The 23,209-nt window shown below is 64.4% G+C and carries 22 protein-coding genes, 1 tRNA gene and 1 riboswitch; of the genes, 15 read left to right on the forward strand and 8 right to left on the reverse strand.

The window, feature by feature from the left end; translation table 11 throughout:
• Positions 1–29: 29 nt before the first annotated feature.
• The 3 genes from SE92_RS25715 (at position 30) to SE92_RS25725 (ending at position 3,353) form a co-directional block, all read left to right on the forward strand.
• Positions 30–1,238: an aspartate aminotransferase family protein gene (locus SE92_RS25715; RefSeq protein ID WP_063199665.1), complete on the forward strand. Its 1,209-nt coding sequence runs from the start codon at positions 30–32 to the stop codon at positions 1,236–1,238.
• Positions 1,238–2,173 (forward strand): ornithine carbamoyltransferase, encoded by a 936-nt coding sequence (argF, locus tag SE92_RS25720; protein WP_063199667.1) that lies wholly within the window; start codon positions 1,238–1,240, stop codon positions 2,171–2,173. Before SE92_RS25715 ends, argF begins: the two co-directional genes overlap by 1 nt.
• Before the next feature lie 163 nt (positions 2,174–2,336).
• Positions 2,337–3,353, forward strand: coding sequence for an Hsp33 family molecular chaperone (locus SE92_RS25725; RefSeq protein WP_063199670.1), 1,017 nt, complete (start codon positions 2,337–2,339; stop codon positions 3,351–3,353).
• 962 nt (positions 3,354–4,315) lie between these two features.
• On the opposite strand, the gene apaG is transcribed toward SE92_RS25725, so the two are convergent.
• Positions 4,316–4,708: a Co2+/Mg2+ efflux facilitator ApaG/CorD gene (gene apaG, locus SE92_RS25730; protein ID WP_063199673.1), complete on the reverse strand. Its 393-nt coding sequence runs from the start codon at positions 4,706–4,708 to the stop codon at positions 4,316–4,318.
• A 179-nt stretch (positions 4,709–4,887) separates the two neighbouring features.
• Between apaG and SE92_RS25735 the strand changes: the two genes are divergently transcribed.
• Genes SE92_RS25735 through SE92_RS25745 form a run of 3 tightly spaced genes read left to right on the forward strand, consistent with a single transcriptional unit; the run spans position 4,888 to position 7,931 of the window.
• Complete coding sequence (locus SE92_RS25735; protein WP_063199676.1) at positions 4,888–6,144, forward strand: OpgC domain-containing protein; 1,257 nt, start codon at positions 4,888–4,890, stop codon at positions 6,142–6,144.
• Positions 6,144–6,920: an SGNH/GDSL hydrolase family protein gene (locus tag SE92_RS25740; RefSeq protein WP_063199679.1), complete on the forward strand. Its 777-nt coding sequence runs from the start codon at positions 6,144–6,146 to the stop codon at positions 6,918–6,920. The genes SE92_RS25735 and SE92_RS25740 overlap by 1 nt, the downstream gene beginning before the upstream one ends.
• Positions 6,921–6,932: 12 nt before the next feature.
• The gene (locus SE92_RS25745) at positions 6,933–7,931 is read left to right on the forward strand and encodes an SGNH/GDSL hydrolase family protein (protein ID WP_063199682.1); all 999 of its coding nucleotides are present in this window, start codon (positions 6,933–6,935) and stop codon (positions 7,929–7,931) included.
• A gap of 118 nt (positions 7,932–8,049) precedes the next feature.
• Here the strand turns inward: SE92_RS25745 and SE92_RS25750 are convergent, their stop codons facing one another.
• Entirely contained in the window at positions 8,050–9,237 is a 1,188-nt protein-coding gene (locus tag SE92_RS25750; protein ID WP_063199685.1) for an O-succinylhomoserine sulfhydrylase, read from the reverse strand.
• 75 nt (positions 9,238–9,312) lie between these two features.
• Positions 9,313–9,392: riboswitch (SAM riboswitch) on the reverse strand.
• A gap of 80 nt (positions 9,393–9,472) precedes the next feature.
• Between SE92_RS25750 and SE92_RS25755 the strand changes: the two genes are divergently transcribed.
• From SE92_RS25755 to SE92_RS25770, 4 genes are all read left to right on the forward strand, one after another.
• A complete protein-coding gene (locus tag SE92_RS25755) occupies positions 9,473–10,609 on the forward strand; it encodes a 2'-deoxycytidine 5'-triphosphate deaminase (protein ID WP_157095677.1) in 1,137 nt (378 codons plus the stop codon).
• Between the two features lie 105 nt (positions 10,610–10,714).
• Complete coding sequence (locus tag SE92_RS25760; RefSeq protein ID WP_063199690.1) at positions 10,715–11,131, forward strand: PAS domain S-box protein; 417 nt, start codon at positions 10,715–10,717, stop codon at positions 11,129–11,131.
• Positions 11,132–11,235: 104 nt separating this feature from the next.
• Positions 11,236–12,288, forward strand: a complete 1,053-nt coding sequence (locus SE92_RS25765) for a hypothetical protein (RefSeq protein WP_063199693.1) — start codon at positions 11,236–11,238, stop codon at positions 12,286–12,288.
• 165 nt (positions 12,289–12,453) lie between these two features.
• Positions 12,454–13,899 carry an MATE family efflux transporter gene (locus SE92_RS25770; protein ID WP_063199696.1) on the forward strand — a complete coding sequence of 482 codons (1,446 nt, stop codon included), beginning with the start codon at positions 12,454–12,456 and terminating at the stop codon, positions 13,897–13,899.
• Here the strand turns inward: SE92_RS25770 and SE92_RS25775 are convergent.
• The 5 genes from SE92_RS25775 to SE92_RS25795 all read right to left on the reverse strand — a co-directional run bounded on the left by SE92_RS25775 (position 13,896) and on the right by SE92_RS25795 (position 16,992).
• Positions 13,896–14,402 carry a hypothetical protein gene (locus SE92_RS25775; protein WP_063203757.1) on the reverse strand — a complete coding sequence of 169 codons (507 nt, stop codon included), beginning with the start codon at positions 14,400–14,402 and terminating at the stop codon, positions 13,896–13,898. The two genes, SE92_RS25770 and SE92_RS25775, sit on opposite strands and share 4 nt — an antisense overlap.
• Positions 14,403–14,516: 114 nt before the next feature.
• On the reverse strand, positions 14,517–14,918 hold the full coding sequence (locus tag SE92_RS25780) for an SRPBCC family protein (protein WP_063199699.1): 402 nt from the start codon (positions 14,916–14,918) through the stop codon (positions 14,517–14,519).
• A gap of 144 nt (positions 14,919–15,062) precedes the next feature.
• Positions 15,063–15,422, reverse strand: a complete 360-nt coding sequence (locus tag SE92_RS25785) for a VOC family protein (protein ID WP_063203758.1) — start codon at positions 15,420–15,422, stop codon at positions 15,063–15,065.
• A 52-nt stretch (positions 15,423–15,474) separates the two neighbouring features.
• Positions 15,475–16,317: a helix-turn-helix transcriptional regulator gene (locus SE92_RS25790; protein WP_063199702.1), complete on the reverse strand. Its 843-nt coding sequence runs from the start codon at positions 16,315–16,317 to the stop codon at positions 15,475–15,477.
• Positions 16,318–16,413: 96 nt separating this feature from the next.
• The gene (locus tag SE92_RS25795; protein ID WP_063203759.1) at positions 16,414–16,992 is read right to left on the reverse strand and encodes a methylated-DNA--[protein]-cysteine S-methyltransferase; all 579 of its coding nucleotides are present in this window, start codon (positions 16,990–16,992) and stop codon (positions 16,414–16,416) included.
• 175 nt (positions 16,993–17,167) lie between these two features.
• On the opposite strand from SE92_RS25795, the gene SE92_RS25800 reads away from it, so the two are divergent.
• Positions 17,168–17,241 (forward strand) — tRNA-Gly (locus SE92_RS25800).
• A gap of 1,596 nt (positions 17,242–18,837) precedes the next feature.
• Here the strand turns inward: SE92_RS25800 and SE92_RS25805 are convergent.
• On the reverse strand, positions 18,838–19,386 hold the full coding sequence (locus SE92_RS25805) for a putative periplasmic lipoprotein (RefSeq protein ID WP_063199705.1): 549 nt from the start codon (positions 19,384–19,386) through the stop codon (positions 18,838–18,840).
• A gap of 799 nt (positions 19,387–20,185) precedes the next feature.
• Between SE92_RS25805 and SE92_RS25810 the strand changes: the two genes are divergently transcribed.
• The 4 genes from SE92_RS25810 to SE92_RS25825 all read left to right on the forward strand — a co-directional run.
• Positions 20,186–20,767, forward strand: a complete 582-nt coding sequence (locus SE92_RS25810) for a helix-turn-helix domain-containing protein (protein WP_063203760.1) — start codon at positions 20,186–20,188, stop codon at positions 20,765–20,767.
• Positions 20,768–20,781: 14 nt separating this feature from the next.
• Positions 20,782–21,246 carry a GNAT family N-acetyltransferase gene (locus SE92_RS25815; RefSeq protein ID WP_063199708.1) on the forward strand — a complete coding sequence of 155 codons (465 nt, stop codon included), beginning with the start codon at positions 20,782–20,784 and terminating at the stop codon, positions 21,244–21,246.
• Between the two features lie 100 nt (positions 21,247–21,346).
• Positions 21,347–22,387 (forward strand): LacI family DNA-binding transcriptional regulator, encoded by a 1,041-nt coding sequence (locus SE92_RS25820; protein WP_063199711.1) that lies wholly within the window; start codon positions 21,347–21,349, stop codon positions 22,385–22,387.
• Positions 22,388–22,469: 82 nt separating this feature from the next.
• Positions 22,470–23,209: FGGY family carbohydrate kinase (locus SE92_RS25825; RefSeq protein ID WP_245324689.1), on the forward strand; the 740-nt coding region annotated here is incomplete at its 3' end.

Consider the following 23,209-nt stretch of genomic DNA (forward strand, 5'->3'; position numbering starts at 1 on the left):
ACACCGTCCGCAACATTCAAGTGACCGTCATGACTAACAGCGCAGCGCCGCATTTGCTCCCCGTTTTCGCCAGGGCCGACCTCGGTTTCGAACGCGGCGAAGGCTGCTGGCTGATCGCGACCAATGGCGATCGCTATCTCGATTTCACCTCCGGCGTCGCCGTCAATGCGCTCGGCCATTGCCACCCGCATCTGATCAAGGCGTTGCAGGAGCAAGCGACGAAGCTCTGGCACATGTCGAACCTGTTCCAGAGCCCGGACGGCGAGAAGCTCGCCGTGCGCCTGTGCAATGAGAGCTTCGCGGACTTCGTGTTCTTCTGCAATTCCGGCGCCGAGGCGCTGGAGGGCGTGATCAAGCTGGTCCGCCATCATCACTTCTCCAAGGGGCATCCCGAGCGCTACCGCATCATCACCTTCGAAGGCGCCTTCCATGGCCGCACGCTGGCAACGCTGGCTGCGACCGGCTCGGCGAAATATCTCGAAGGGTTCGGCCCGCCGATGGACGGCTTCGACCAGGTGCCGCACGGCGACATCGAGACCGTGAAGAAGGTGATCGGCCCGCACACCGCCGGCATCCTGATCGAGCCGATCCAGGGCGAGGGCGGCGTGCGCTCGGCGACCCCTGCCTTCCTCAAGGCGTTGCGCCAGCTCTGCGACGACAAGGGCCTGCTGCTGGCCTTCGACGAGGTGCAGACCGGCATGGGCCGCAGCGGCGATCTGTTCGCTTACAGGCGCACCGGCGTCACGCCCGACGTGATGTCGCTGGCGAAGGCGCTCGGCGGCGGCTTCCCGATCGGCGCGGTGCTGGCGACCGCGGAAGCGGCTTCCGGCATGGGCCCCGGCTCGCACGGTTCGACCTTCGGCGGCAACCCGCTGGCGATCTCGGCGGCCAACGCGGTGCTCGACGTCATGCTCAAGCCCGGCTTCTTCGACCACGTGCAGAAGATGTCGCTGCTGCTCAAGCAGAAGCTCGCCTCGGTGATCGACCGCCATCCCGATGTCGTCAGCGAAGTGCGCGGCGAGGGCCTCCTGATCGGCATCAAGGCCGTGGTGCCCTCGGGCGATCTCGTGGCGGCCTTGCGCAGCGAAAAACTGCTCACCGTCGGCGCGGGCGACAACGTCGTGCGCTTCCTGCCGCCTTTGATCGTCACCGAAGCCGAGATCGAGGACAGCGTCGTCAGGCTCGAGCGTGCCTGCGCTGCGATCTCGTCCAGTCAGACCAAGCGGGCGGCAAGCTGATGAGCAAGTCCCCCAACAAAACTCCGAAGCACTTTCTCGACATCAACGAGCTCCCCTTGTCGGAGCTCAAGCGCATGCTCGCGGCGTCAAGCGCCATGAAGGCGAAGCAGAAGGCGCAGCAGCCGGTCAGGCCGCTCGAAGGCAAGACGCTGGCGATGATTTTCGAGCGCCCCTCGACGCGGACGCGGGTGTCGTTCGACGTCGCCATGCGCCAGCTCGGCGGCGAGCCCATCATGCTCACCGGTGCCGAGATGCAGCTCGGTCGCGGCGAGACCATCGCCGACACCGCGCGCGTGCTGTCGCGCTATGTCGACGCCATCATGATCCGTATCCTCAATCACGAGGCGCTGCTGGAGCTTGCGGCCAACGCCACCGTGCCTGTCATCAACGGTCTGACGCGGCGCTCGCATCCCTGCCAGGTGATGGCTGACCTCATGACCTTCGAGGAGCACCGCGGCTCGATCGAGGGCAAGACGGTGGCCTGGACCGGCGACGACAACAACGTGCTGGCGTCCTGGGCGCATGCCGCCGAGCGCTTCAAGTTCCAGCTCAACGTCGCGACGCCGCCCGAGCTTGCACCGAAAAAGGCGATGCGCGACTTCATCAAGACATCAGGCGCATCGATCATGCTCGGCACCGATCCGGAAGCCGCTGTGAAGGGCGCCGATTGTGTCGTCACCGACACCTGGGTGTCGATGGGCGACAAGGAGGGCGAGCATCGCCACAACGTGCTGAAGCCCTATCAGGTCAACGGCAAGCTGATGTCGCTGGCCAAGCCCGATGCGCTGTTCATGCACTGCCTGCCTGCCCATCGCGGCGAGGAGGTCACCGATGAAGTGATCGACGGCCCGCAATCGGTGGTGTTCGACGAGGCCGAAAACCGCCTGCACGCGCAGAAGGGCATTCTGGCCTGGTGCTTCGACGCGGTGAAGTAGCCTCTTGTAGCCCGGATGGAGCGCAGCGAAATCCGGGTTCTCAACGCGCGGAAAGATCTCCCGGATTGCGCTGCGCTCCATCCGGGCTACGCGAGCCGTCGTTCCGTGAGGAATGCGGGCATGCCTCTTCCAATTTGCATCGACCGACCCCAGATAATGCGCCATGGTTTCCCAATCCCCTAACATGAAAGCCGGGCCCGAAGGCCCGGTTCGCGCGCCATCCGCGGTTCCGATCGACGATGCCGTGCTGCCCTATGAGGTCGACGCGCTCGACGTGCGCGGCCGCCTGGTGCGGCTTGGTCCGGCGCTCGACGACATTCTCACCAAGCACGATTATCCCGCGCCGGTCGGCAAGCTGCTCGGCGAGGCCATCGTGCTGACGACGCTGCTCGGCTCGGCGCTGAAATTCGAGGGCCGCTTCATCCTGCAGGCCCAGACCGACGGCCCGGTGTCGTTCCTGGTGGTGGACTATCAGGCGCCGGATCGCCTGCGCGCCTATGCGCGCTTCGATGCTGCGCGCCTTGGCGAGGCAAAAGACTCCGGCACGCTGCTCGGCCGCGGCCATCTCGCCATGACCATCGACCAGGGGCCCGACATGAGCCGCTACCAGGGCTTGGTCGCGCTCGACGGCGGCAGCCTGGAAGACGCCGCCCACGAATATTTCCTGCGCTCCGAGCAGATCCCCACCAAGGTGCGTCTCGCGGTCGGCGAGGAGTGGCGCTCGAATGACGGCGGTAAGCATCGCTGGCGCGCCGGCGGCATGCTGATGCAGTTTCTGCCGAAGGCGCCGGAGCGCGCGCGGCAGGCTGATCTGCATCCCGGCGATGCGCCAGACGGCGTCGAGGTGCACGCTGTCGCGGAGGACGACGCCTGGGTCGAGGCGCGCTCGCTGATCGAGACGGTCGAAGACGTCGAACTGATCGATCCCGAGCTCTCCGGCGAGCGGCTGCTGTTCCGCCTGTTCCACGAGCGCGGCGTGCGCGTGTTCAATCCGATGGTGCTCAAGGCGCAGTGCTCCTGCTCGCGCGACGCGGTTGCCGCGATGCTCAAGAGCTTCTCGCCCGACGACCGCGCCGCGATGGTCAAGGACGAGAAGGTGGTCGTGACCTGCGAATTCTGCTCGTCGGTGTACCAGTTCACGCCGCATGAGGCGGGCGTAGAAGACGCGTCGGGCTCGTAGGCATAGGGGGCAAAGGCGCACTTGCGCCGTGCCCACGATCTCTCTGATGACGGCAAAAGACGGGGCACTGCTTTCGTAGCCCGGATGGAGCGTCAGCGTAATCCGGGGCCGCCCGCCCGGCATCTCGGGCCGTCCCGGATTGCGCTGCGCTCCATCCGGGCTACGGCACCTGGCCTGTGTCGGCCTCTGTCAATCCATCTCGCCAAAAATATTCCACTTTACCGAAATTCGGTTTCGGCGTATGTATCGCCCATCCCGGCTCACCAAGAGGGGCGATCTCGAGGTCGTCTTGATCGCGAGCCGGGCTTGCGGTGGACGCGGCAGCGTCGGCACGAAGGGTGCGGGCAGGGCGGGTAGTCCCTGTGAGTCCGTAACCGCGTGCGGACGACGGCGCTGCTAGGCTTCGTCTCGCCTGTAAGTTTCCGGCTTCGTCGACAGGGCCGGGAATACTGCGGCGAAATGGCGGGCCGTGCGTACGGCAAAACCGTGTGGTCCTGGCCGTCGTTGCTACGGTCAAGCCGGATCGAAGATGTGCGCGAGCCCAACCGGGTGGACGGCATCATCCAATTCGAACGGCGAGGGAGGCCAAAGGAAAGTTCGGCTCCCGGGAGATCACGGCATAAGCCGTCCAACCATCGCGCAGGGAAGGCCGAGTGATCGGCGACACCTGTATGCTGCTGTGCGGTTTTCTGCGTGCGCTTTTCGCGCAGCGGACCGCGGGTGCCTGTCGGCACCCGGCCTTCCCTGTGCCCTCTTGGATTTGAGGGTGTGGAGAGATCAAGCAAAGCTCGGGCGAAACGCGCCGCGAGGCCGCAAAGCCATGTCTGCAAGCTGCCTGCCACAAGCTCGATCTCGTAGGGTGGCCAAAGGCGCTCTCGCGCCGCCCACGATTTCTCCCGGTCGCGAAAGATACGTGGGCACGCTTCGCTTTGCCCACCCTACGACATCGAGACCGACCGCCCCTAATTCAACACCCGCTTGCTGTCCGGGCTGTCCAGGGAAAACGCCGGCACGTCGATCTCGAAGCGCTCGCCGCTTTCGGTGACCATCTGGTAGCGGCCGGTCATGAAGCCGGAGGCGGTCGAGAGCGGCACGCCGGAGGTGTATTCGAAGCGTTCGCCGGGGGCCAGGATCGGCTGCTCGCCGACCACGCCCTCGCCCTTCACCTCCTGCTGGCGGCCAGAGGCATCGGTGATGATCCAGTGCCGGGTCTTGAGCTGCACGGTCTCCTCACCGGAATTGGTGATGACGATGGTGTAGGACCAGAAGTAGCGGGAACGGTCGGCCGACGACTGTTCCGGAACAAAGTTCGGCTCGACGGTCACTTCGATGTGGCGGGTCACGGCGCGGTACATGGTTGCTACCATACCGAAATCCGGCTCCGGAACCAAACGCCGCGGGCGGCTTTGGCGACATCGTCCCGCCAGAATTCAAAGGGAATGACACCCCGAAGGTCCGGCCGCTTTGCGAGATGGCGAGCGGACCGGTACACTCCTTGACACGTCGCGATTTGCGGAAGGGTTTTTGGCCCCCGATGACCATTGCCGACCAAGTGACGGGACAGACGATCGCGGGAACCGCGGGGGCCAAACCCGCAGGGAGCAAGCCCCGCGCCGCCGCGCCGGCCATCACGCTGCCCGCCATCGGCGAGCGCGAGCTTCGGCTCGACCTGTTCCGCGGCCTCGCGCTGTGGCTGATCTTCATCGACCATCTGCCGGCCAGTCTGTTGACGTGGTTCACGATCCGCAATTACGGTTTCAGCGACGCCACCGAGATCTTCATCTTCATCTCCGGCTACACCGCCGCCTTCGTCTACGGAAGAGCGATGTTGGAGAGTGGCGTCCTCATCGCCACCGCGCGGATCCTGCGCCGGGTCTGGCAGATCTACGTCGCCCACGTCTTCCTGTTCACGATCTTCCTCGCCGAGATCTCCTATGTCGCGACCCGGTTCGAGAACCCGCTCTACACCGAGGAAATGGGCATTCTGGATTTCCTCAAGCAGCCCGACATCACCATCGTGCAGGCGCTGCTGCTGCGCTTCCGTCCCGTCAACATGGACGTGCTGCCGCTCTACATCGTGCTGATGCTGGCGCTGCCGCTGATCCTGTGGTCGATGAAATGGCGCCCCGACGTCACGCTCGGCCTCTCGGTCGTGCTCTACGCGGTCACCTGGGAATACGACCTCTACCTGTCGGCCTATCCGAACGGCTTCTGGGCCTTCAATCCCTTCGCCTGGCAATTGCTGTTCGTGTTCGGTGCATGGTGCGCGCTCGGAGGTGCGCGACGGATGTCGCGCATCCTGGCCTCGCCCGTGACGATGTGGATATCGATCGCCTATCTCGCGGCGGCGTTCTGCGTGACGCTGACATGGTACGTGCCGCAGCTCTCCCACTTCATGCCGAAACGGCTCGAGCAGTGGATGTATCCGATCGACAAGACCGATCTCGACGTGCTGCGCTTCACGCATTTCCTGGCGCTGGCCGCGCTCACCGTGCGCTTCCTGCCCCGGGATTGGCCGGGCTTGAAATCGCGCTGGCTGCGACCATTGATTCTATGTGGCCAGCATTCCCTCGAGATCTTCTGTCTCGGTGTCTTCCTGGCCTTCGCCGGCCATTTCATTCTCGCCGAAGTGTCCGGCGGCGCGGCCATGCATGCGCTGATTAGTCTCTCCGGGGTCCTGATCATGTGGGGCGTGGCCTGGGTGATTTCGTGGTACAAGCGCGTGGCTGACAAGAGCGGTGCGAAGACCAAAAACGCCGTCGGCAACGCCGATTTGGCGGGAGGGGGCTGATGAAGGCGAAGGTTCTCCTGAGCCTGGTCCTGCTATGCGGTAGCCTCGCCGCGCCTGTGGCGCGCGCGGGCGATGCCGCGCCTGCGCCTGCCGTCCCCGCGGCGTGCGAGCTGCCGTCTTATCTGCTGACCAGCGAAAGCCAGCTTCCCAAGGTGGCCGCGGCCGTCAAGGCCGGCAAACCCCTCGACATTCTCGTCATCGGCAGCCGCTCGACCACGATTCCGTCGTCGGAGAGCAGCTCCTATCCGGCGCGCATGGAGGCGATCCTCAAGGAGAAGCTGCCGGCGTCCGAGGTGGTGCACGTCTCCGTAGAAATACAGAGCAAGCGAACGGCAGAGGAGGCCGCCTCCACCTTCGTTAAGCTGATAGAAGCAAAAACGCCTACTTTGGTGATCTGGCAGACCGGGACGGTGGACGCCATCCGATCCATCGATCCCGACGAATTTCGCGGCGCCGTGACCGAAGGGGTTGTTGCGTTGCAAAAGGCAGGGGCTGACGTCGTCTTGATGAATTTGCAGTACAGCCCGCGCACCGAAACCATGATCTCGGCGCAGCCTTTTCTCGATAATATGCGCGTAGTGGCGCAGGAGCATGATATTCCGCTGTTCGATCGTTTTGCGATCATGCGGCAGTGGAATGATCAGGGTCAGTTCGACCTGTTCAGCCCGTCCCGCGGGCCCGAACTGGCGAAACAGGTCCATGATTGCCTTGGCCGGGCGTTGGCACAGTTCGTGATCGACGCTGCCCATCTGGAGCCGGCCCAGCAGCAAAATTGAGGTCTAGCGTTAATGAGTTCTCTCCGCCCTTTTTGCCTGACGGCATGGTTGGCCGCACCTGCAGCCGCGATGCTGCTGTTGCTGGCGCCGGCCTCGCATGCGCAGGCGCCGGCCGCGCAGGCGACGCCCGCACCCGCGCAGTCGGTTGATCCCGCCCCCGCTTCGCCTTCCCAGACCACGGTCGCAGCAACGTCGCCCGAGCAGCGCGGCGTCACGGCGCGTGCCGTCGACAAGGTGAAGCAGGTCGCCAAGTCCGCCGCCGACATTTTCAGCCGCGTGCCCTGCCTGCCGCCCAAAGACGCGAACAAGGGTGGCTCGAAGGCGATGGGCACGCTCCCGCATGTTGCGGGCAAGCTCGTCGCGGGCAAGCCTGTCGTCATCGTCGCGTTCGGCTCGTCGTCGACCGCGGGCTTCGGCGCCAGCTCGCCGGAGTTCAACTATCCGAACCGGCTCGCCGCGCAGCTGCGCCGGCACTATCCGACCGCCGACATCACCGTCGTCAATGCCGGCGTCGGCGGCGAGGACGCGCCCGAGATGATGAAGCGCCTGCAGACGCAGGTGATCGACGTGCATCCGGATCTCGTGATCTGGCAGGTCGGCACCAATGCCGTGCTGCGCAATCTCGATCCCGGCGAGACCGCAAAGCTGGTCGAGGACGGCATCAGCCGCATCCAGGCCGCAGGCGGTGCCGACATCGTGCTGGTCGATCCGCAATATTCGCCGGCCGTCAACCAGCGCAAGGAGAGCGCCGGCAAGATGGTGCACCTGCTCGGCAAGGTCGCCGAGCTGCGCCACGTCGGCATCTTCCCGCGCTTCGAGGTGATGCGCGACTGGCACGAGAACCAATCGATCCCGGTCGAGAGCTTCGTCATCGCCGACGGCCTGCACATGAACGATTGGGGCTACGCCTGCTTCGCCCAGCTGCTCGGCGACGACATCATCCGCTCGGTGGGGCAGATCAAGTTGGGCGTGAACGTGCCAGCGGATGTGAGAACGTATCGGCCGATGTAGGCGGCGCCGTAGGGTGGGCAAAGGCGCACAGCGCCGTGCCCACCATCGCTCGGTGATACGAAGGAAGAAGACGTGGGCACGCTTCGCTTTGCCCACCCTACGAGACGCGGATGCGTAGCTACGCCTTCTCCAGCGCCGCCGTCAGATCCTCGATCAGATCGTCCGGATGCTCCAGCCCCGCGGAGAAGCGGATAAAACCTTCGCCGATGCCGAGCGCGGCGCGGTCGTCCGGCTTCAGGCGCTGATGCGTCGTGGTCGCCGGGTGCGTGACGAGGCTCTTGGCGTCGCCGAGATTGTTCGAGATCCGCGCGAGCTTCAGCTCGTTGAGCACGCGGAACGCAGCCGCCTTGCCGCCCTTGACCTCGAAGCCGACCAGCGTCGAGCCGCCGCGCATCTGCTTTTTCACCAGCGCGGCCTGCGGATGATCGGCGCGGCCGGGATAGACCAGCCGCGCGATCTTCGGATGGCTCGCCAGCACCTCGGCGATGCGCGAGGCGGTGTCGGTCTGCGCGCGCACGCGCACGCCCAGCGTCTCCAGGCCCTTGAGCAGGACCCAGGCGTTGAACGGCGAGATCGACGGGCCGGTCTGGCGCATGAAATTGTGGATGTGCTCGGCGATGAAGGCTTCCGACGACAGGATGATGCCGCCGAGGCAGCGGCCCTGGCCGTCGATATGCTTGGTCGCGGAATAGACGACGACGTCGGCCCCGAGCGCGAGCGGGCTCTGCCAGATCGGCGTTGCGAACACGTTGTCGACCACGAGCCGCGCGCCGCCCTTGTGCGCGATCTCGGCGATGGCAGGGATGTCGAGCACGTCGAGCGTCGGATTGGTCGGGCTCTCCAGGAAGAACGTCTTGGTGTTCGGTCGCATTGCGCGCTGCCACTGGTCGAGGTCGAGCCCGTCGACCAGCGTGGTCTCGATGCCGTAACGCGGCAACAGGTCCTGCACGACGTAGAGGCACGAGCCGAACAGCGCCCGCGAGGCCACCACGTGATCGCCGGCCTTGAGCGGCGCTAGGATCGCGGTCGTCACCGCGGCCATGCCTGTCGCCGCCGAGCGGGCGGCTTCGGCGCCCTCGAGCTCGATCATGCGGCGCTCGAACATTGCGATGGTGGGATTGGAGTAGCGCGAATAGATGAAGCCCGGATCCTCGCCCTTGAACCGCGCCTCGCACTCCTCGGCGCTGTTGTAGACGTAGCCCTGGGTCAGGAACAGCGACTCCGACGTCTCGCCATATTGCGAACGCAGGGTGCCGGAATGGACCAGGCGGGTTTCGGGGCGGTAGTTGGCGGTCGACTTCGACATAGGTACCTCCGACATGACCGCTTCACGCGAAAACGGTCACAAAAAAACCGGCCTGGACATGTCCACGGGCCGGGATCTCAGAGGTCCCCGGCCTGTTTAGCGACTTATTTAACGTGGCTGCAAGCCGGCCGGCTCAAATCACCACGGGATAAGTGATGCTCATATTCCGCAATGCCCTTTCCGTCAAGGCGTCCATCGGATAGCCGTAAAAGACCTGTATTTCCGGCCTGCCCGGATGCATTTGAGCCCCGATGAGGACCCCCGGTTGACGTTCACGGTCGCGCCCGACGCCAATGGTATCCTGCCCGACCGCATGATCGCGGCGATGGCGGAGGCGGGCCTCATCCTGCCCGCCTATGACTTCGTCGAGAGCCAGATCCAGCCGGCGAGCCTCGATCTGCGCCTCGGCGACATCGCCTATCGCGTCCGCGCCAGCTTCCTGCCCGGTCCCGGCTCAACCGTCGCCGAGCGCATCGACGAATTGAAGCTGCACGAGTTCAGCCTCGCCGACGGCGCGGTGCTGGAGACCAATTGCGTCTACATCGTGCCGCTGCTGGAGAGCCTCGCCTTGCCGCCGGAGATCGTCGCGGCCGCGAACCCCAAGAGCTCCACCGGCCGGCTCGACGTCTTCACCCGCGTGATCGCCGACGGCACCCGCCGCTTCGACATGATCGGCGCCGGCTATCACGGTCCGCTCTATGCCGAGATCAGCCCGAAGACATTTCCGGTGCTGGTGCGCGAGGGCTCGCGGCTCAGCCAGGTGCGCTTCCGCACCGGCGATGCCATCCTCAACGCCGACGAGCTCGATGGTCTGCACGCCGCAGAGCGCCTCGTCGATGTCGACGATGCGGATTTGTCGGGCGGCGTCGCCGTCTCGGTCGACCTGTCCGGTGAGAAGGCGAGCGGCTTCGTCGGCTACCGCGCCAAGCGCCACACCGGCGTCGTCGACGTCGATCGCCGCTCCGGCTACGCCGTGGAAGATTTCTGGGAACCGATCTCGGCCCGCCCCGACGGCAGCCTGATCCTCGATCCCGGCGAGTTCTACATCCTCGCCTCGAAGGAAGCCGTGCAGGTGCCGCCCGACTACGCCGCGGAGATGGTGCCGTTCGATCCCTTGGTCGGCGAATTCCGCGTGCATTACGCCGGATTCTTCGATCCCGGCTTCGGCTATGCCGGCGCCGGCGGGTTGGGCTCGCGTGCTGTGCTGGAAGTGCGCTCGCGCGAAGTGCCGTTCATCCTCGAGCACGGCCAGATCGTCGGCCGCCTCGTTTACGAGAAGATGCTGGCCCGTCCCGACGCGATGTACGGCCAGCGCATCGGCTCGAACTACCAGGCCCAGGGCCTCAAACTATCGAAGCATTTCCGCGCGTAGCGCGATCCTGTAGCCCGGATAGAGCGCAAGCGTCATCCGGGACAGTCTCGCTTGTGGCACAATCCCGGATTGCGCTCCGCTCCATCCGGGCTACGAGGTGACGAGATGAGCAATCCATCCGAACTCGACGCAAAGATTGCCGAGAACGTCGCGGACGCGCTGATCTATTCGGATCGGTCCGGCACGATCATGCGCTGGAACGGAGCGGCGACGGCCCTGTTCGGCTTCACCGCCGCGGAAGCGCTCGGCCAGAATCTCGATCTGATCATTCCCGCGCATCTGCGCGCCGCGCACTGGAAGGGCTTTGAAGCGGCGCTCGCCAGCGGCGCGATGAAGCTTGCGGGCAGGCCGACGCTGACCCGCGCGCTGCACAAGAGCGGACGCAAGCTTTACATCGAGATGACTTTCGCGCTGGTGCGCGATTCCGGCGACAACGTGCTGGGATCCGTGGCGATGGCGCGCGATGTCACCGAACGGGTCGAGCGCGAGCGCGCGGCCAAGACGCCGCCGCAAACTTCGTGATGCGGAATTGACGGGCGGCTGCGCAGGGTGCTCTGCACGGGCGTCATGTTGCCTGCCGTGGGGTGCGGTGACACACTCGATCGAAACAACGATCGGGAGCGAACATGACCGCCGCTTTGGATGCCGCGCAGCAAGCCCAATGGAAGCGCTGGCGTGCGGTCGCCGACCTCTATCACGCCTATTTCACCGGCCTCATCCTCACCGTCGTGACGCGGCGCGGCACCGCTGACGCCGCCGAGTTCGTCTTCCGCGTATTCCGCCGCCAGCAGCAGGAGCGCTTCCTGCCGGGGCTGAAGAAGCTCGGGATCGATCATCTGCCGCCGGCGGTCGCGGCTGCGCAATATCACTACCTCTCCAACTGGATCGGCGGCGTGCATGTCGAATACATGTACGAGAGCGACACCAAGGCCTGGATCCGCTATCCGCCGCCGCGCTGGATCTGGAAGGGCACCGCGATCTGCGGCGTGCCGGGCGAGGTCTCGCGTGCCATGCTGCGCGGCTGGCACGCCAATAACGGTGTGGCGCTCGGTGATCTCAGGCTCGGCTTCGTCTGCACCAAGCAGAGCGTCGACGGCCAGGACGGACTCGAAGGCTATTACCACCAATACGACCATCCGCTCGAGCTCGACCAGCGGCTCGTGTTCGCGCGCCACCTCGAAGCGCCGCTGTTCGATGCGGCCACCGCGCCGGCCCTGCCGGTCGCAAGCTGGCCGAAGCCGCGCCTGGAAAAGGCCTATCGCAACTACGCGATGGAATATGTCCGCACCGCCGCGCCCGTGATGGTGCAGCTGTTCGGCCCCGAAGACGCCGGCTATCTGCTGCACCTCACCGGCAAGCTGATCGGGATGCAGTATTTCGACGAAGTCGCGGCCGCGCTGGCGATGAGTCGCGGTGGCGCGCGCGAGTTCGCCTCGTTCCTGAGCGCGCTATTCGCAGCGCAGGACGACGCGTCGGAGACCGCGACATCCGAAGGCAGTCTTGAAATCCGCCAGCAGAGCTGGAAGCTGATGGACGACGTCGCCGACTATCACCCGGCTTGCGCCAAGGTGCTGGCTGGGCTGTTCGAAGGCCTGGCGGCGGGATGCGGTCGGCATATCGCCGTGCATCTGCGCCCCGCTCCTGGAGGCAGGTCGCCGCTGGTCTGGGCGATCGAATAGCCCCACCTATCGAAATGCGCTGCCGCAGGGCACGCCTGCATCTGGCGCAGGAGCAATCGCTCCGCGCCGTGCTAACAAGCCCTCCCGCGCCCTGCGCGCGAACATATTTATTGGCACACCCAAGCATTGCCGCGCCGCAAAGAGCGCTCGTGTCCCGGAGAGGAAATGTCCGACATCGCCGAAATCCCGGTCGATGAGCAAGAGCGCCCGCTGCCGCCGCCTCCGCGGCCGGTGCGAAGCGCGCTGACCGACGGGCCGATCCTGCGCACGCTGCTCGGCCTTGCCTGGCCCAACGTGATCGCGCTGTCGGCCGGCACCTGCACGGTGATCGCCGAGACCTCCTATATCGGCCGGCTCGGCGTCGAGGCGCTGGCGGCGATGGCGCTGGTATTCCCGACCATCATTCTGACCATGACGATGTCGGGCGGCGCCATGGGCGGTGCGGTGGCGTCCGCCATTGCACGTGCGCTCGGCGCCGGCGATCGCGAGCGCGCCGGCACGCTCGCCGCGCACGCGTTGCTGATCGGCATCAGCTTCGGCCTCGTCTTCATGCTGGGCATGCTGATCTTCGGACCCAAAGTGCTCGAAATGCTCGGCGGCCGCGGCGATGTGCTGACGCATGCGGTCGCTTATACGCAGGTGTTTTTCGGCGGTGCCGTGCTGCCCTGGCTGCTCAACACCATGGCCGGCGTGCTGCGCGGCACCGGCAACATGAAGCTGCCGTCGTTCCTGATCCTCAACTCCGCGGCGTGGCAGATCGTGCTCGGCGGCACGCTCGGCCTCGGGCTCGGCCCGGTGCCGCAGTTCGGCATGCGCGGCGTCGCCGCCGGCGCGCTGATCGCCTACACCATGAACATCGGCATCATGGGCTGGGTCCTGTTCTCGGGCCGTGCGCGTGTCACGCCGAAGCTGCGCGGCCTGCGGATCCAATGGGCGATGTTTTTCGACATCCTGAAGGTCGGCGCCATCGCCTGCTTCTCGCCGCTGCAATCGGTGCTGACGATCTCGATTTTCACCCACATGCTGGCGAAGTTCGGCACCACGATCCTCGCCGGCTACGGCATCGGTGCGCGGCTGGAATTCCTGCTGACCTCGATCGCGTTCTCGTTCGGCATCGCCTGCGTGCCGATGGTGGGCATGGCGATCGGCGCGGGCAACATCGCGCGCGCCCGGCGCATCGCCTGGACCGCCAGCGCCGCCGCCTTCGTCGCCGTCGGCGCGCCGGCATGCGTCGTTGCGATGTTCCCCGACCTCTGGATCAACATCTTCACCGACAGCGCCGCCGTGCGCGCGGCGAGCCATCAATATCTCTCGACGGTCGGACCGTTCTACGCGTTTTTCGGTATCGCTACGGTGATGTATTTCTCCTCGCAGGGCGCGGCCAAGGTGATCGGCCCGGTGCTGGCGCAGACGGCGCGGCTGGTCTACATCTCCGCCGTCGGCTGGTGGCTGTCGACCCACGAGGCCACCGCGCAGAGCTTTTTTTGGCTGGCCGCGAGCTCGATGGTCGTGCTCGGCGTGCTCTCGCTCTCCAGCGTGGTGCTGACTCGCTGGGGACCGCGCGCCGGCAAGGGCGCGATCAGACCGGCTCTGTCCGCTGCCGCCGATTAGCGATGCCTGTGGCGGCGATGGCCGCCGCCGCCGACATTGGCGAGCCGCATCAGCTGCGGGATCATCGCCATCATGTCGCCGCCACCGGCACCACCGAGCATGCCCGTGATGTCGCCGGCGCCGATGCCGCCGAGCCCGGTCGGCATATAGCCGCTTCCGCCCATCGGCGTGGCGCCGCCGTAGTTGGGCGCGCCGAAGCCGCCGCCGAGACTGCCGGCGGACAGGCCACCAAGGCCGCCGCCGCCCATCATGCCACCGAGCCCGCCGCCGCCATTCTCCATCATGCGGCTCATCATCGGCCCCATGGTCTGCATCATCATGGCGAAGCGGCGTTTGCCCATCTTCGCCTTCATCATTTCCAGCATCGGGGCCATCTGGGTCATCATGTCCTCGCCGCCGGCACCTCCGCCGCCGAGGAACTGCGCCTTCGCCGGCGAGCTCGCGACGGAAAACAGCAGCAGCACAGCCGCTGCCTGGCAGATTACCTTGTCCGCACCTCTCATGGCATGCTCCTCGCGTGCGCGGCACCGCCGGAAGAGCGGAGCCAACCGGACGCACGCGGGGCATGATTGCGGGCGGCGAGCGCGGAGCTCTGTGAAGAAACTCACAGAGCCTGATCAGGCCGCGACCGGTGGAAAGGCTCTGTGCAAGGCCATCACGGCCTCCCTGGTCTGGCCTTCGACATAGGCCGCAAGATCGTTCGGCAGCATGTCGATGGTCCAGATCATCCGGCTCTTGTCGTCGGCTTCGGCAATCACCTGCACCGAGGCACTGTAGTGCTTCAGCCGCTCGTTGCTGATGGCGTAGACGAGACGCCGCCGCGCGTCGTTGCAATCGACCAGCACTTCGCGAGCCACCGCGCCGTTGGCGAAGGTGACGATGCGCGCATCGCCGTCGAGTGTGCAGGCGGTGACGAAGCCCGGCACCAGCCGTTCATGCAGCGCACCGAAGTCGCGCACCGCATCCCAGACGACGTGCGCCGGGGCGGGGAGGAGGATGTCGTTGTGGATGGAGGCCATGAAGGTGTCCTTGATGATGTTGGATGTCGGCCGAGAACCTCGTCATTGCGAGGAGCGGAGCGACGAAGCAATCCAGACCGTCTCCGCGGAGACATTGCTGGATTGCTTCACTTCGCTCGCAATGACGGCGCGAGCGGTGAGCGCTCAGCTACACACGGCCTCGACATTGTTGCCGTCAGGGTCGATCAGGAACGCCGCGTAATAGGTCGGGCTGTAATCCCTACGCGGCCCGGCGCCGCCATTGTCGCGGCCGCCGCTCTTCAGGCCTTCGCTGTGGAAGGCCTTCACTGCGTCATGATCCTTGGCACGAAACGCGATGTGCGCGCCGTCGGCCTTGCGGCCCTTGTTCAGGTGCAGCCACAGCGCCGGTTCGCCCTTTGGCCCGAAGCCGGCATAACCGTCGCCACTGGAGCACAGCACGTAACCGAGCGGCGCCAGCACCGCGGTGTAGAAGCGCGTCGCGGCGTCGAGATCGGCCACGCGAAGTCCGATGTGGTCGTACATGTTCGTCTCCATTTGCAAAGCGCGCCGCAACTGGCGCGCGCCGGGGACGAAGCTAGTCAGGGGTAAGGGGCGACTCTTGGAGAATCTTGCGCTCCCCGCGCGAGGCCTGGCGGAATTTGGTCGGCGATACGCCGGCGGCGCGGTGGAAGGTGCGGACGAAGTTGGAGAGATCGCCGAAGCCGACGTCATAGGCGACATCGGTGACCGCGATGTCGTCATCCGCGAGCAGCCGCGCCGCGTGCCGCAACCGCGAGCGCACCAGATATTGATGCGGGGTGACGCCGAGCACGCTGGAGAACAGCCGCAGGAAATGGAACGGGCTGAGACCCGCCTGCTTCGCGGCCTGCTCAAGATCGACCTCCTCATGCGAATTGTCGTCGATCCACAGCGCGGCCTCGACCGCGCGGCGACGGTCGCGCGCATTGGGCGTGGTCGGCTTGCGCGGCTTGCCCGAAACGACGTCGACAAAACGGCCGGCCAGAATCTGGCCGACCTCGTCGAGGCCGATGTCGCTGTTGCCATCTGCCGCCGTCTGGGCGAGCTCGCCCAGCACCATCAATTCAGGTAGCGGCGGCATGGCGCCGACGCGCCAGATCTCGCGCCGCCCACTGAGGGCATCGACCATATCCTCGCCAAAGAAGAAGCCGAGGCAGACATCGCCTGAGACATGTTCGTGGGTGCAGGTGTATTCCTCGCCGGGCGCGCCGACCAGCATCGAGCCCGCCACCAGCTCGAAGAACCCGGCGCGGCACTGGCAGCCAAAGCTGCCCGAGCGGACATAGGCGATGGAATGCCCCGTGCGGCATTCGGCAAACGGCGCATCGTCCGGCCCGGCATCGCAGCGGAACTCGCAGACCGTGATCGATTGTGACGTCAGCAGCGTGGTTGCGTCCATGCCGCCTATCTAGGCATGATCCGGACAGGTGTGTAGCGGTTGTCCGACAAGATCATGCCCAAAAAATCAAAGCTAAGGTGCGATCGAGATCGCGCCTTAGCCAGGCGCGCGCGGCGGAGCAACGGGCAGCAGCACCTCGAACAGGGTCTTGCTGGCGACGGGCTGGGCGCCCTCCAGCGCCAGCAGCCGCCGCTTGGAGATCACCCCGCCATAGGGCGAGAGCCGGTCGGTGTAATTGCCGGCCTCCAGCACCCGGTGGCAGGGCACGATCAGCATGTAGGGATTTTTGGCGATCGCCTGCGCTACCGAATGCGCCGCGCCCGAGGCGCCCAGCGCCTTGGCGACCTCGTGATAGGTCCGCGTTTCCCCGCGCGGAATGGAGCAGGCGAACTCATAGACGCGCCGGTTGAAGCCGGGCACGCCGCCGGCATCCAGGCTGACCTCGGAGAAATCGGGATCGCCGCCTTGCAGCAGAGCCGTGATGCCCTCGATCGCAAGCTCGGCATTTTGGGACGGCCGCTGCTCGCGCGCCTCGGGATGGACCTGGAAGATGCGGCGGCGGGTGTCGATCTCCCGCGCCCCCGGCAATTGCACGGCGACCACGCCGGTTGCGCTCCAGATGACGCCGCAACGGCCGATGGCCGTGTCGAATATCGAATAACCGCGCCCCACCATGCACACGCCCCACTCAGTGCACGTCTCTCCCCAGACGCCTGATCATACCACCGCCACAATCCGGCGCACCTGGAATCTTACTGAGGCGTTAACAACCGCCCAGCCAGGCGCGCCAAACCGCTTGGCGGAAGGCGCCGTCTCGGCTAATCAGGACGGGCGCGCAAGCAGCGCATAAGCGGGCGTAGTTCAATGGTAGAACGGCAGCTTCCCAAGCTGCATACGAGGGTTCGATTCCCTTCGCCCGCTCCAAGCTTTAGCACGTATCGCCAGTAGTGCACTCTCGTCTATTCGCAGGCAACCAAAAGCCAGCTCCTCGGAGTTAATAGCTATCCGGTTTTCCTCGGGACGCTTTTCCTTATCTGTTGGGGCTCTCAATTCGCGGTGAGCTTCATAGTCGACGGTAGGTCGGCCCTCGATTAGGAAAAGCATCGGATCGAATCTCTCTCAGATGAAGGTGAACGGACACCGCGATCCATCGCCACTTCTCTTACGTGGGCGGTGCCGGCACGGTCCCAATCTGAGCCCGAATGGCGCTGACAGGCCGACACACGGAAAATCGATCGACAGAGCAGGTTCCGCGCGTTAGGCGTTTTGATCGTAAATGCTTCTCTTCAGCACGGGAAAAGCCCTCGTCTTGCTCTGTTCGTTCTCGGGGAAACACATGAGCAAGTACGAAAGTGGCAATGATGTCGTGCGCGCTCGATCTTGATGGGGCTTCTCGATTGATGGTGAAGGCGCGCCTTTAGTTCCGCGTCGAACCGATGTTGGGACGATAGAACGTGTCGCCTCGGCGTTAGGTCGACTCGGTCGTGATTGAATGGAAAGCGCGAAGCGTTGGAGTATGAAACCTATAGTAATCGAATATTGAGAAACCGAGCTAAAGAAGATAGCTCAGTCGCCATAGCGAATCGGCTGCTCGTTGGGCTATCCGCAACGACACCTGAATGGATGCCAACGCCTACATTTTGTCTATCCATGCTTGTCATCCACAACTTGCCGGAGTCTCCAATAACCCCGGGGGGGCCATTGTCTGCGCTCCTAACAAGGAAAGAAGCTACGCGCGCCATTCCCGTGGGTTCGCGTTGATAAACATAAAAGACGTGAGAGATGACGCCAGAGCGCGGGCCTGAGGGCCAACCGTATGCATAGACGTTTAAACCGAGTAAGGAATTTACGAACTCCGTTGGGCTTGATCGAGCTGGAGAAAATATGGCCGATGGCCTGCCGAAATAGGGAATGTCAGGAGAGAAGGTGCTCTCAAACTTTGGTGGGATGCGAACAAGTGCGCTGTCCACATCTATGTAGGCTTGAGGCTGATTGAATGGAGGTAAGAATACTTCGTCAGCAACTAGGCCAGCGCTCGCGGCGGTATTGCCAACTATCGCCCCGACCGTTCGAAAATCAGGAAATGCAATGGCTGTGCCTTCTCCAAGCGCAATATGCTGGTTGGTTACTGCATAGATGCCCGCTCGCGTCGGACTAGATACCAAGCAGCCCACTGTGCCGGTAAGCTGCATGTTTGATATCTTCCCGCCGGCTCGATAGACTTGCGGCGGTGACCGAGAGCCGGGATCTGCAGGCTCTTCGGCCTGTATCGTTACGACGTCCGTAGAAATGTTTCTTCCATCCAGTTCAACGTACTTTGGCAAGCGTTTGCGCCCATCAGACAAGAAACGTTTGGCTCCCTTGGTTGGAAGCTTTCTTCTCACAAAAAACGCTAATGAATGCGTGGAGACTGGAGCGCCCTTGACCTCCTTAGCGCCATAGGCAACACCCAGAATGCCGTAGTCGGTCCGAAAGCGCTCGTGGGTCGCAAGCAAATGCCCTGCGTGCATTAGTGCTGCCCTACAAGTTTACTCGGGTGATGTGCTGGGTGGTCGGATCGTAAACAATCAAGTAGCTGCGTTGAGAGACCAGCGTTTTCGATGCGTTGGCTGATATCGGTGCACCTTGCTTCTCAATCAGCTTCTCAACTGTGCTCAGCGCTTGTTCAAATGTCTTATCGTCCACCTTGCTGGCAAGTTTGGTCGGATATTGTGCCGTGTTCAATTCCATGCTCGTCTCGGCGGTACCAGAGAGTGGCCGCTTTATGTCCAGATTCACGAGCTGACTCTTGCCGAGCGATATCGGTGTTTTATCTACCGTCGTCTCGACAGAGTATGACTTAGCTACCGAGACAACCTGACCGTCCTTCACGATCGGATTTTCCACCAAGTATCGGCTTTCCGTAGCGTAAAAGCCAATTTTCTGCGGGACGGTGACTACGATCGGCACACCCGCGATCGTGGTCGGCACAAGCTTCCCCTGCTCATCAGTAAGAAGGTATGTTGTTTCGTAACTCGAACACCCGCACAGCAACAGGCTGGCGGCACATAAAGCCATCCAAATGCGCATGTCATGCCCCCTTATCGGGGCACAGTTCACCGAGACGTCTCGCGTGATGCCGGCGATCTAATCTATCTGTTGGCCCGCGGAATCAAAATTCGGCTACGCAAAAATCTCGACGCCAATGCCCTTTAAACCCCTAGGAAATTGATAGTTGCATAGCTTTACACAAAGTCAACTACAAATAGAGCGACTGCATAGGCCGAACAAGATTCTCAATGAAGCTAAGCCCCTGGTACAAGGAATGATTGTTGCTCAGGGAATATCGGCATGCCTAGGTTCAAATCGAATTGGTCCTAACCGCTTGGGGGCTGCAAACTCCGAGGTCAGCCAAGGCCGTCGCTTTCGCACCGGAGCCGCACGTGGACTTCTGCGATCTTCCGATTGGCAATTGTTCTAGGATGTAGCAAACGAAACGGGGGGCAACACGGGCCACGACATTGCGCTGACGATGATGCGCCACTCGGATTCAATTGCGGGCAACCAAGGGTGTACTAAGCTGCCATGGCAGATACAGCTCAAGAATGGCAGATGCAGCTCAAGAGTTCATCGGAATGCATCCTTGGGCTGTTGTAATACAGTCCGGGCGGAGGTCTTGTGAGAGCTCCAAAATCGAGCGAGTGCCTTCCTTAGTGGTTCCCTATCGCGATCCGATCCACGGTCCGTCACGTCTCGTTCGGCCCTGGCCTCGCCCGAGACGCAAAGATTCTAGTATACTAGCTCTCTACTCCCCGCATTGGCCGCTCGTCGACCTATGCTTCCTGAGATTCGGCGGAGCGGCCTGGCCGTGTGGCCCCGGATGACCCCCATGGACCAGCAGAAACTCGACCGCGCGATCGGTCGCCGCTTGAAGACGCTGCGGACGCAGGCCGGCATGACGTTGAACGAGCTTGCTGGCCGCTCCGGCGTCAGCCGGGCCATGATCGGGCGGGTGGAGCGGGCGCAGAGCAGTGCGACGGCAGCACTGCTCAACAAGCTCTGTGCAGCGCTCGACGTTACGCTCAGCGATGTGGTCGCGCTCGCCGAGAAGCCGCCGGAGCGGCTGGTGCGCCTTGCCGACCAGCCGCTTTGGCGCGATCCCGACAGCGGCTACCGCCGGCGGCACGCCTCACCGCCGGATGCGGCGAGCGGCATCGAGATCATCGTCGTCGACCTTCCGGCCGGCGCGCGCGTGTCGTACAGCCCCTGGGGTCGCAACGCCTTCACCCAGCAGTTGCTGATGCTGGAGGGCGCGGTCTGCGTGCATATCGACGCCAAGACGGTGCGCCTGCGCGAGGGCGACTGCCTGGATTTCGACGTGATGCGCGCCGTGATCTTCGAGAACGAAACCAAGCAGGACGCGCGCTACGTCATCATCACGCGGCGCGGCGCCTCCTACGGCAAGATGTGAGTAAGGCCCTGACCATGCAGATCCGGACCGGCGATACCTTCGATCCCCGCGTCATCGCGCTGCTCGATCATCACGTCACGGCGGCGCGGGCGCAGACCGCGCCGGGCAGTGCGCATGCGCTCGATCTCGCTGGCCTTCGTGCCAGCGACGTCGCGTTCTGGACCGGCTGGGACGGCGAGCTGCTCGTTGCCACCGGAGCATTGAAGACGCTCTCCGCTGCTCATGGCGAGGTGAAGTCGATGCACACGCTCCAGACCACGCGGCGGCGCGGCTTTGGCGGCGAGATGCTGCGCCACATCATCGCTGAGGCCCGCGCGCGCGGCCTGAAACGGCTCAGCCTCGAGACCGGCTCGTGGGATTATTTCAAGCCGGCGCATGCGCTCTACCAGGCGCACGGCTTCGTCCTCTGCGGTCCGTTCGAGGGCTATGTCGAGGATCCCAACAGCCTGTTCCTGACGCTGGATCTGACCCAGGGCTGACTGGCTGACCCGGCTAGTTGGTTCAACTCCGGCTCGAAACCGCGTCCTCGCCCCTCAAAATGAGTTGCGTACCTCAAAACACCTCTGCTAGCCTTCAGCCATGGCCGAGACCCTGACCGCGACCGCTTTGACGCTGAAGGACATCGCCCGCGAGGCGGGCGTCAGCCTCGCCACCGTGGACCGTGTCCTGCATAACCGGCCCGGCGTGCGGCCCGATACGGTGCGGCGCGTCCAGGCGGCGATCGAGCGTCATTCGTTCCAGCCGCATGTGGCCGCCGCGGAGCTCGCCCGCGGCCGGGCCCGCCGCTTCGCCTTCGTGATGCCGTCGGGGCCGAACCCGTTCATGCAGCAGATCGAGGCCTATCTCGGCGAGATGTCCACCTGGCTGTCGGCTCGCCGCCTTAGCGTCGAGACTGTTAGAACCGACGTGTTCGATCCATCGGTGCTCGCGGGCTCGCTGGAGGCGCTGTCGGGCGATTACGACGGCGTCGCAATGGTGGCGCTGGATCATCCGAGCGTCCGCGCCGCGATCAACGATCTCGTCGATGCCGGCACCAAGGTGGTGACGTTGGTGTCCGACGTGCCGTCGTCGCGCCGTCATCATTATGTCGGCATCGACAACATTGCCGCGGGGCGCACCGCCGGCGCGCTGGTCGGACGGCTGGCCGGTCAAAAGTCCGGCAAGGTTGCGATCGTCGCGGGCTCGCAGGGCCTGCGCGACCATGCCGAGCGCATCTTCGGCTTCAACCAGGTGATGGCGTCGGAATTTCCCGGGCTCAGTGTGCTGCCGGTGCTGGAAGGGCGCGACGAGGACGATCGTTCGGAACAGGCGCTGGCGCGCTTATTGGGCAAGCACGGCGACATTGTCGGCCTTTATAACGTCGGCGCGGGCACGCAAGGCGTCGCCAAAGCGTTGAGCGAAGCTGCTCGCGACAAGGTGGTGTTCGTCGGTCACGACGTCACCGTGCTGACGCGGCGGCTGTTGCTGCAAGGCGTGATGGATGCCGCGATCTCGCAGAACCCCGGACATGAGGCGCGCGCCGCCGTGCGCGTGCTGCTCGCGCTCGCCCGCGGGGAGCCGATCCTGCGCGAACAGGAGAAGATCAGGATCGACATCGTGATGCGGGACAATCTGCCTTAACGGCGGGCGGATATCGAACGGGCCGCGGCGGAAAGCGCGACGATCAAGATCGTGCATCGCCATAGCTCAAGAGGAGGACGGTTTGTATCTCGGACTGGACATCGGCACGTCAGGTGTGAAAGCGGTGCTCGTGAGCGAAGCCGGCGCGATCCTCGCGACGGCCACGCGCGAGCTTGCGCTGTCGCATCCGGCGCCTTTGTGGTCCGAGCAGGATCCCGAGTCCTGGGTCGATGCGACGATCGGCGCGGTCGACGATCTCGCCAGCCGCCATCCGCGCGAGGTGGCGCAGGTGGCCGGCATCGGTCTGTCCGGCCAGATGCATGGCGCGACGCTGCTGGACGAGGACGGCAAGCCGCTGCGCCCCGCGATCCTCTGGAACGACGGCCGCTCGCAGGCCGAATGCGCCGTGCTGGAGCGGCGTTGTCCGTCGCTGCCTGCGATCGCCGGCAATCTGGCGATGCCCGGCTTCACCGCACCGAAGCTGCTGTGGATCGCGCGGCACGAGCCGAAAATCTTCGAGGGTGTCGCAAAGGTGCTGCTGCCCAAGGCCTATGTGCGTTACCGCCTCACCGGCGAGATGGTCGAGGACATGTCCGATGCTGCCGGCACGCTGTGGCTCGATGTCGGCCAGCGGCGCTGGTCCGCCTTGCTGCTGCACGCCACCGGGCTCGATCTCCACCACATGCCGCGCTTGGTCGAGGGCAGCGCGGAGAGCGCCGTGCTCGCGCCGGACTATGCGCAGCGCTGGGGCATGAGGAAAGCCGTCGTGGTCGCGGGCGGCGCCGGCGACAACGCCGCGAGCGCGATCGGGCTCGGCGCGAT

It is taken from the genome of Bradyrhizobium sp. AT1 (genome assembly GCF_001590795.1).
Lineage (GTDB): Bacteria > Pseudomonadota > Alphaproteobacteria > Rhizobiales > Xanthobacteraceae > Bradyrhizobium.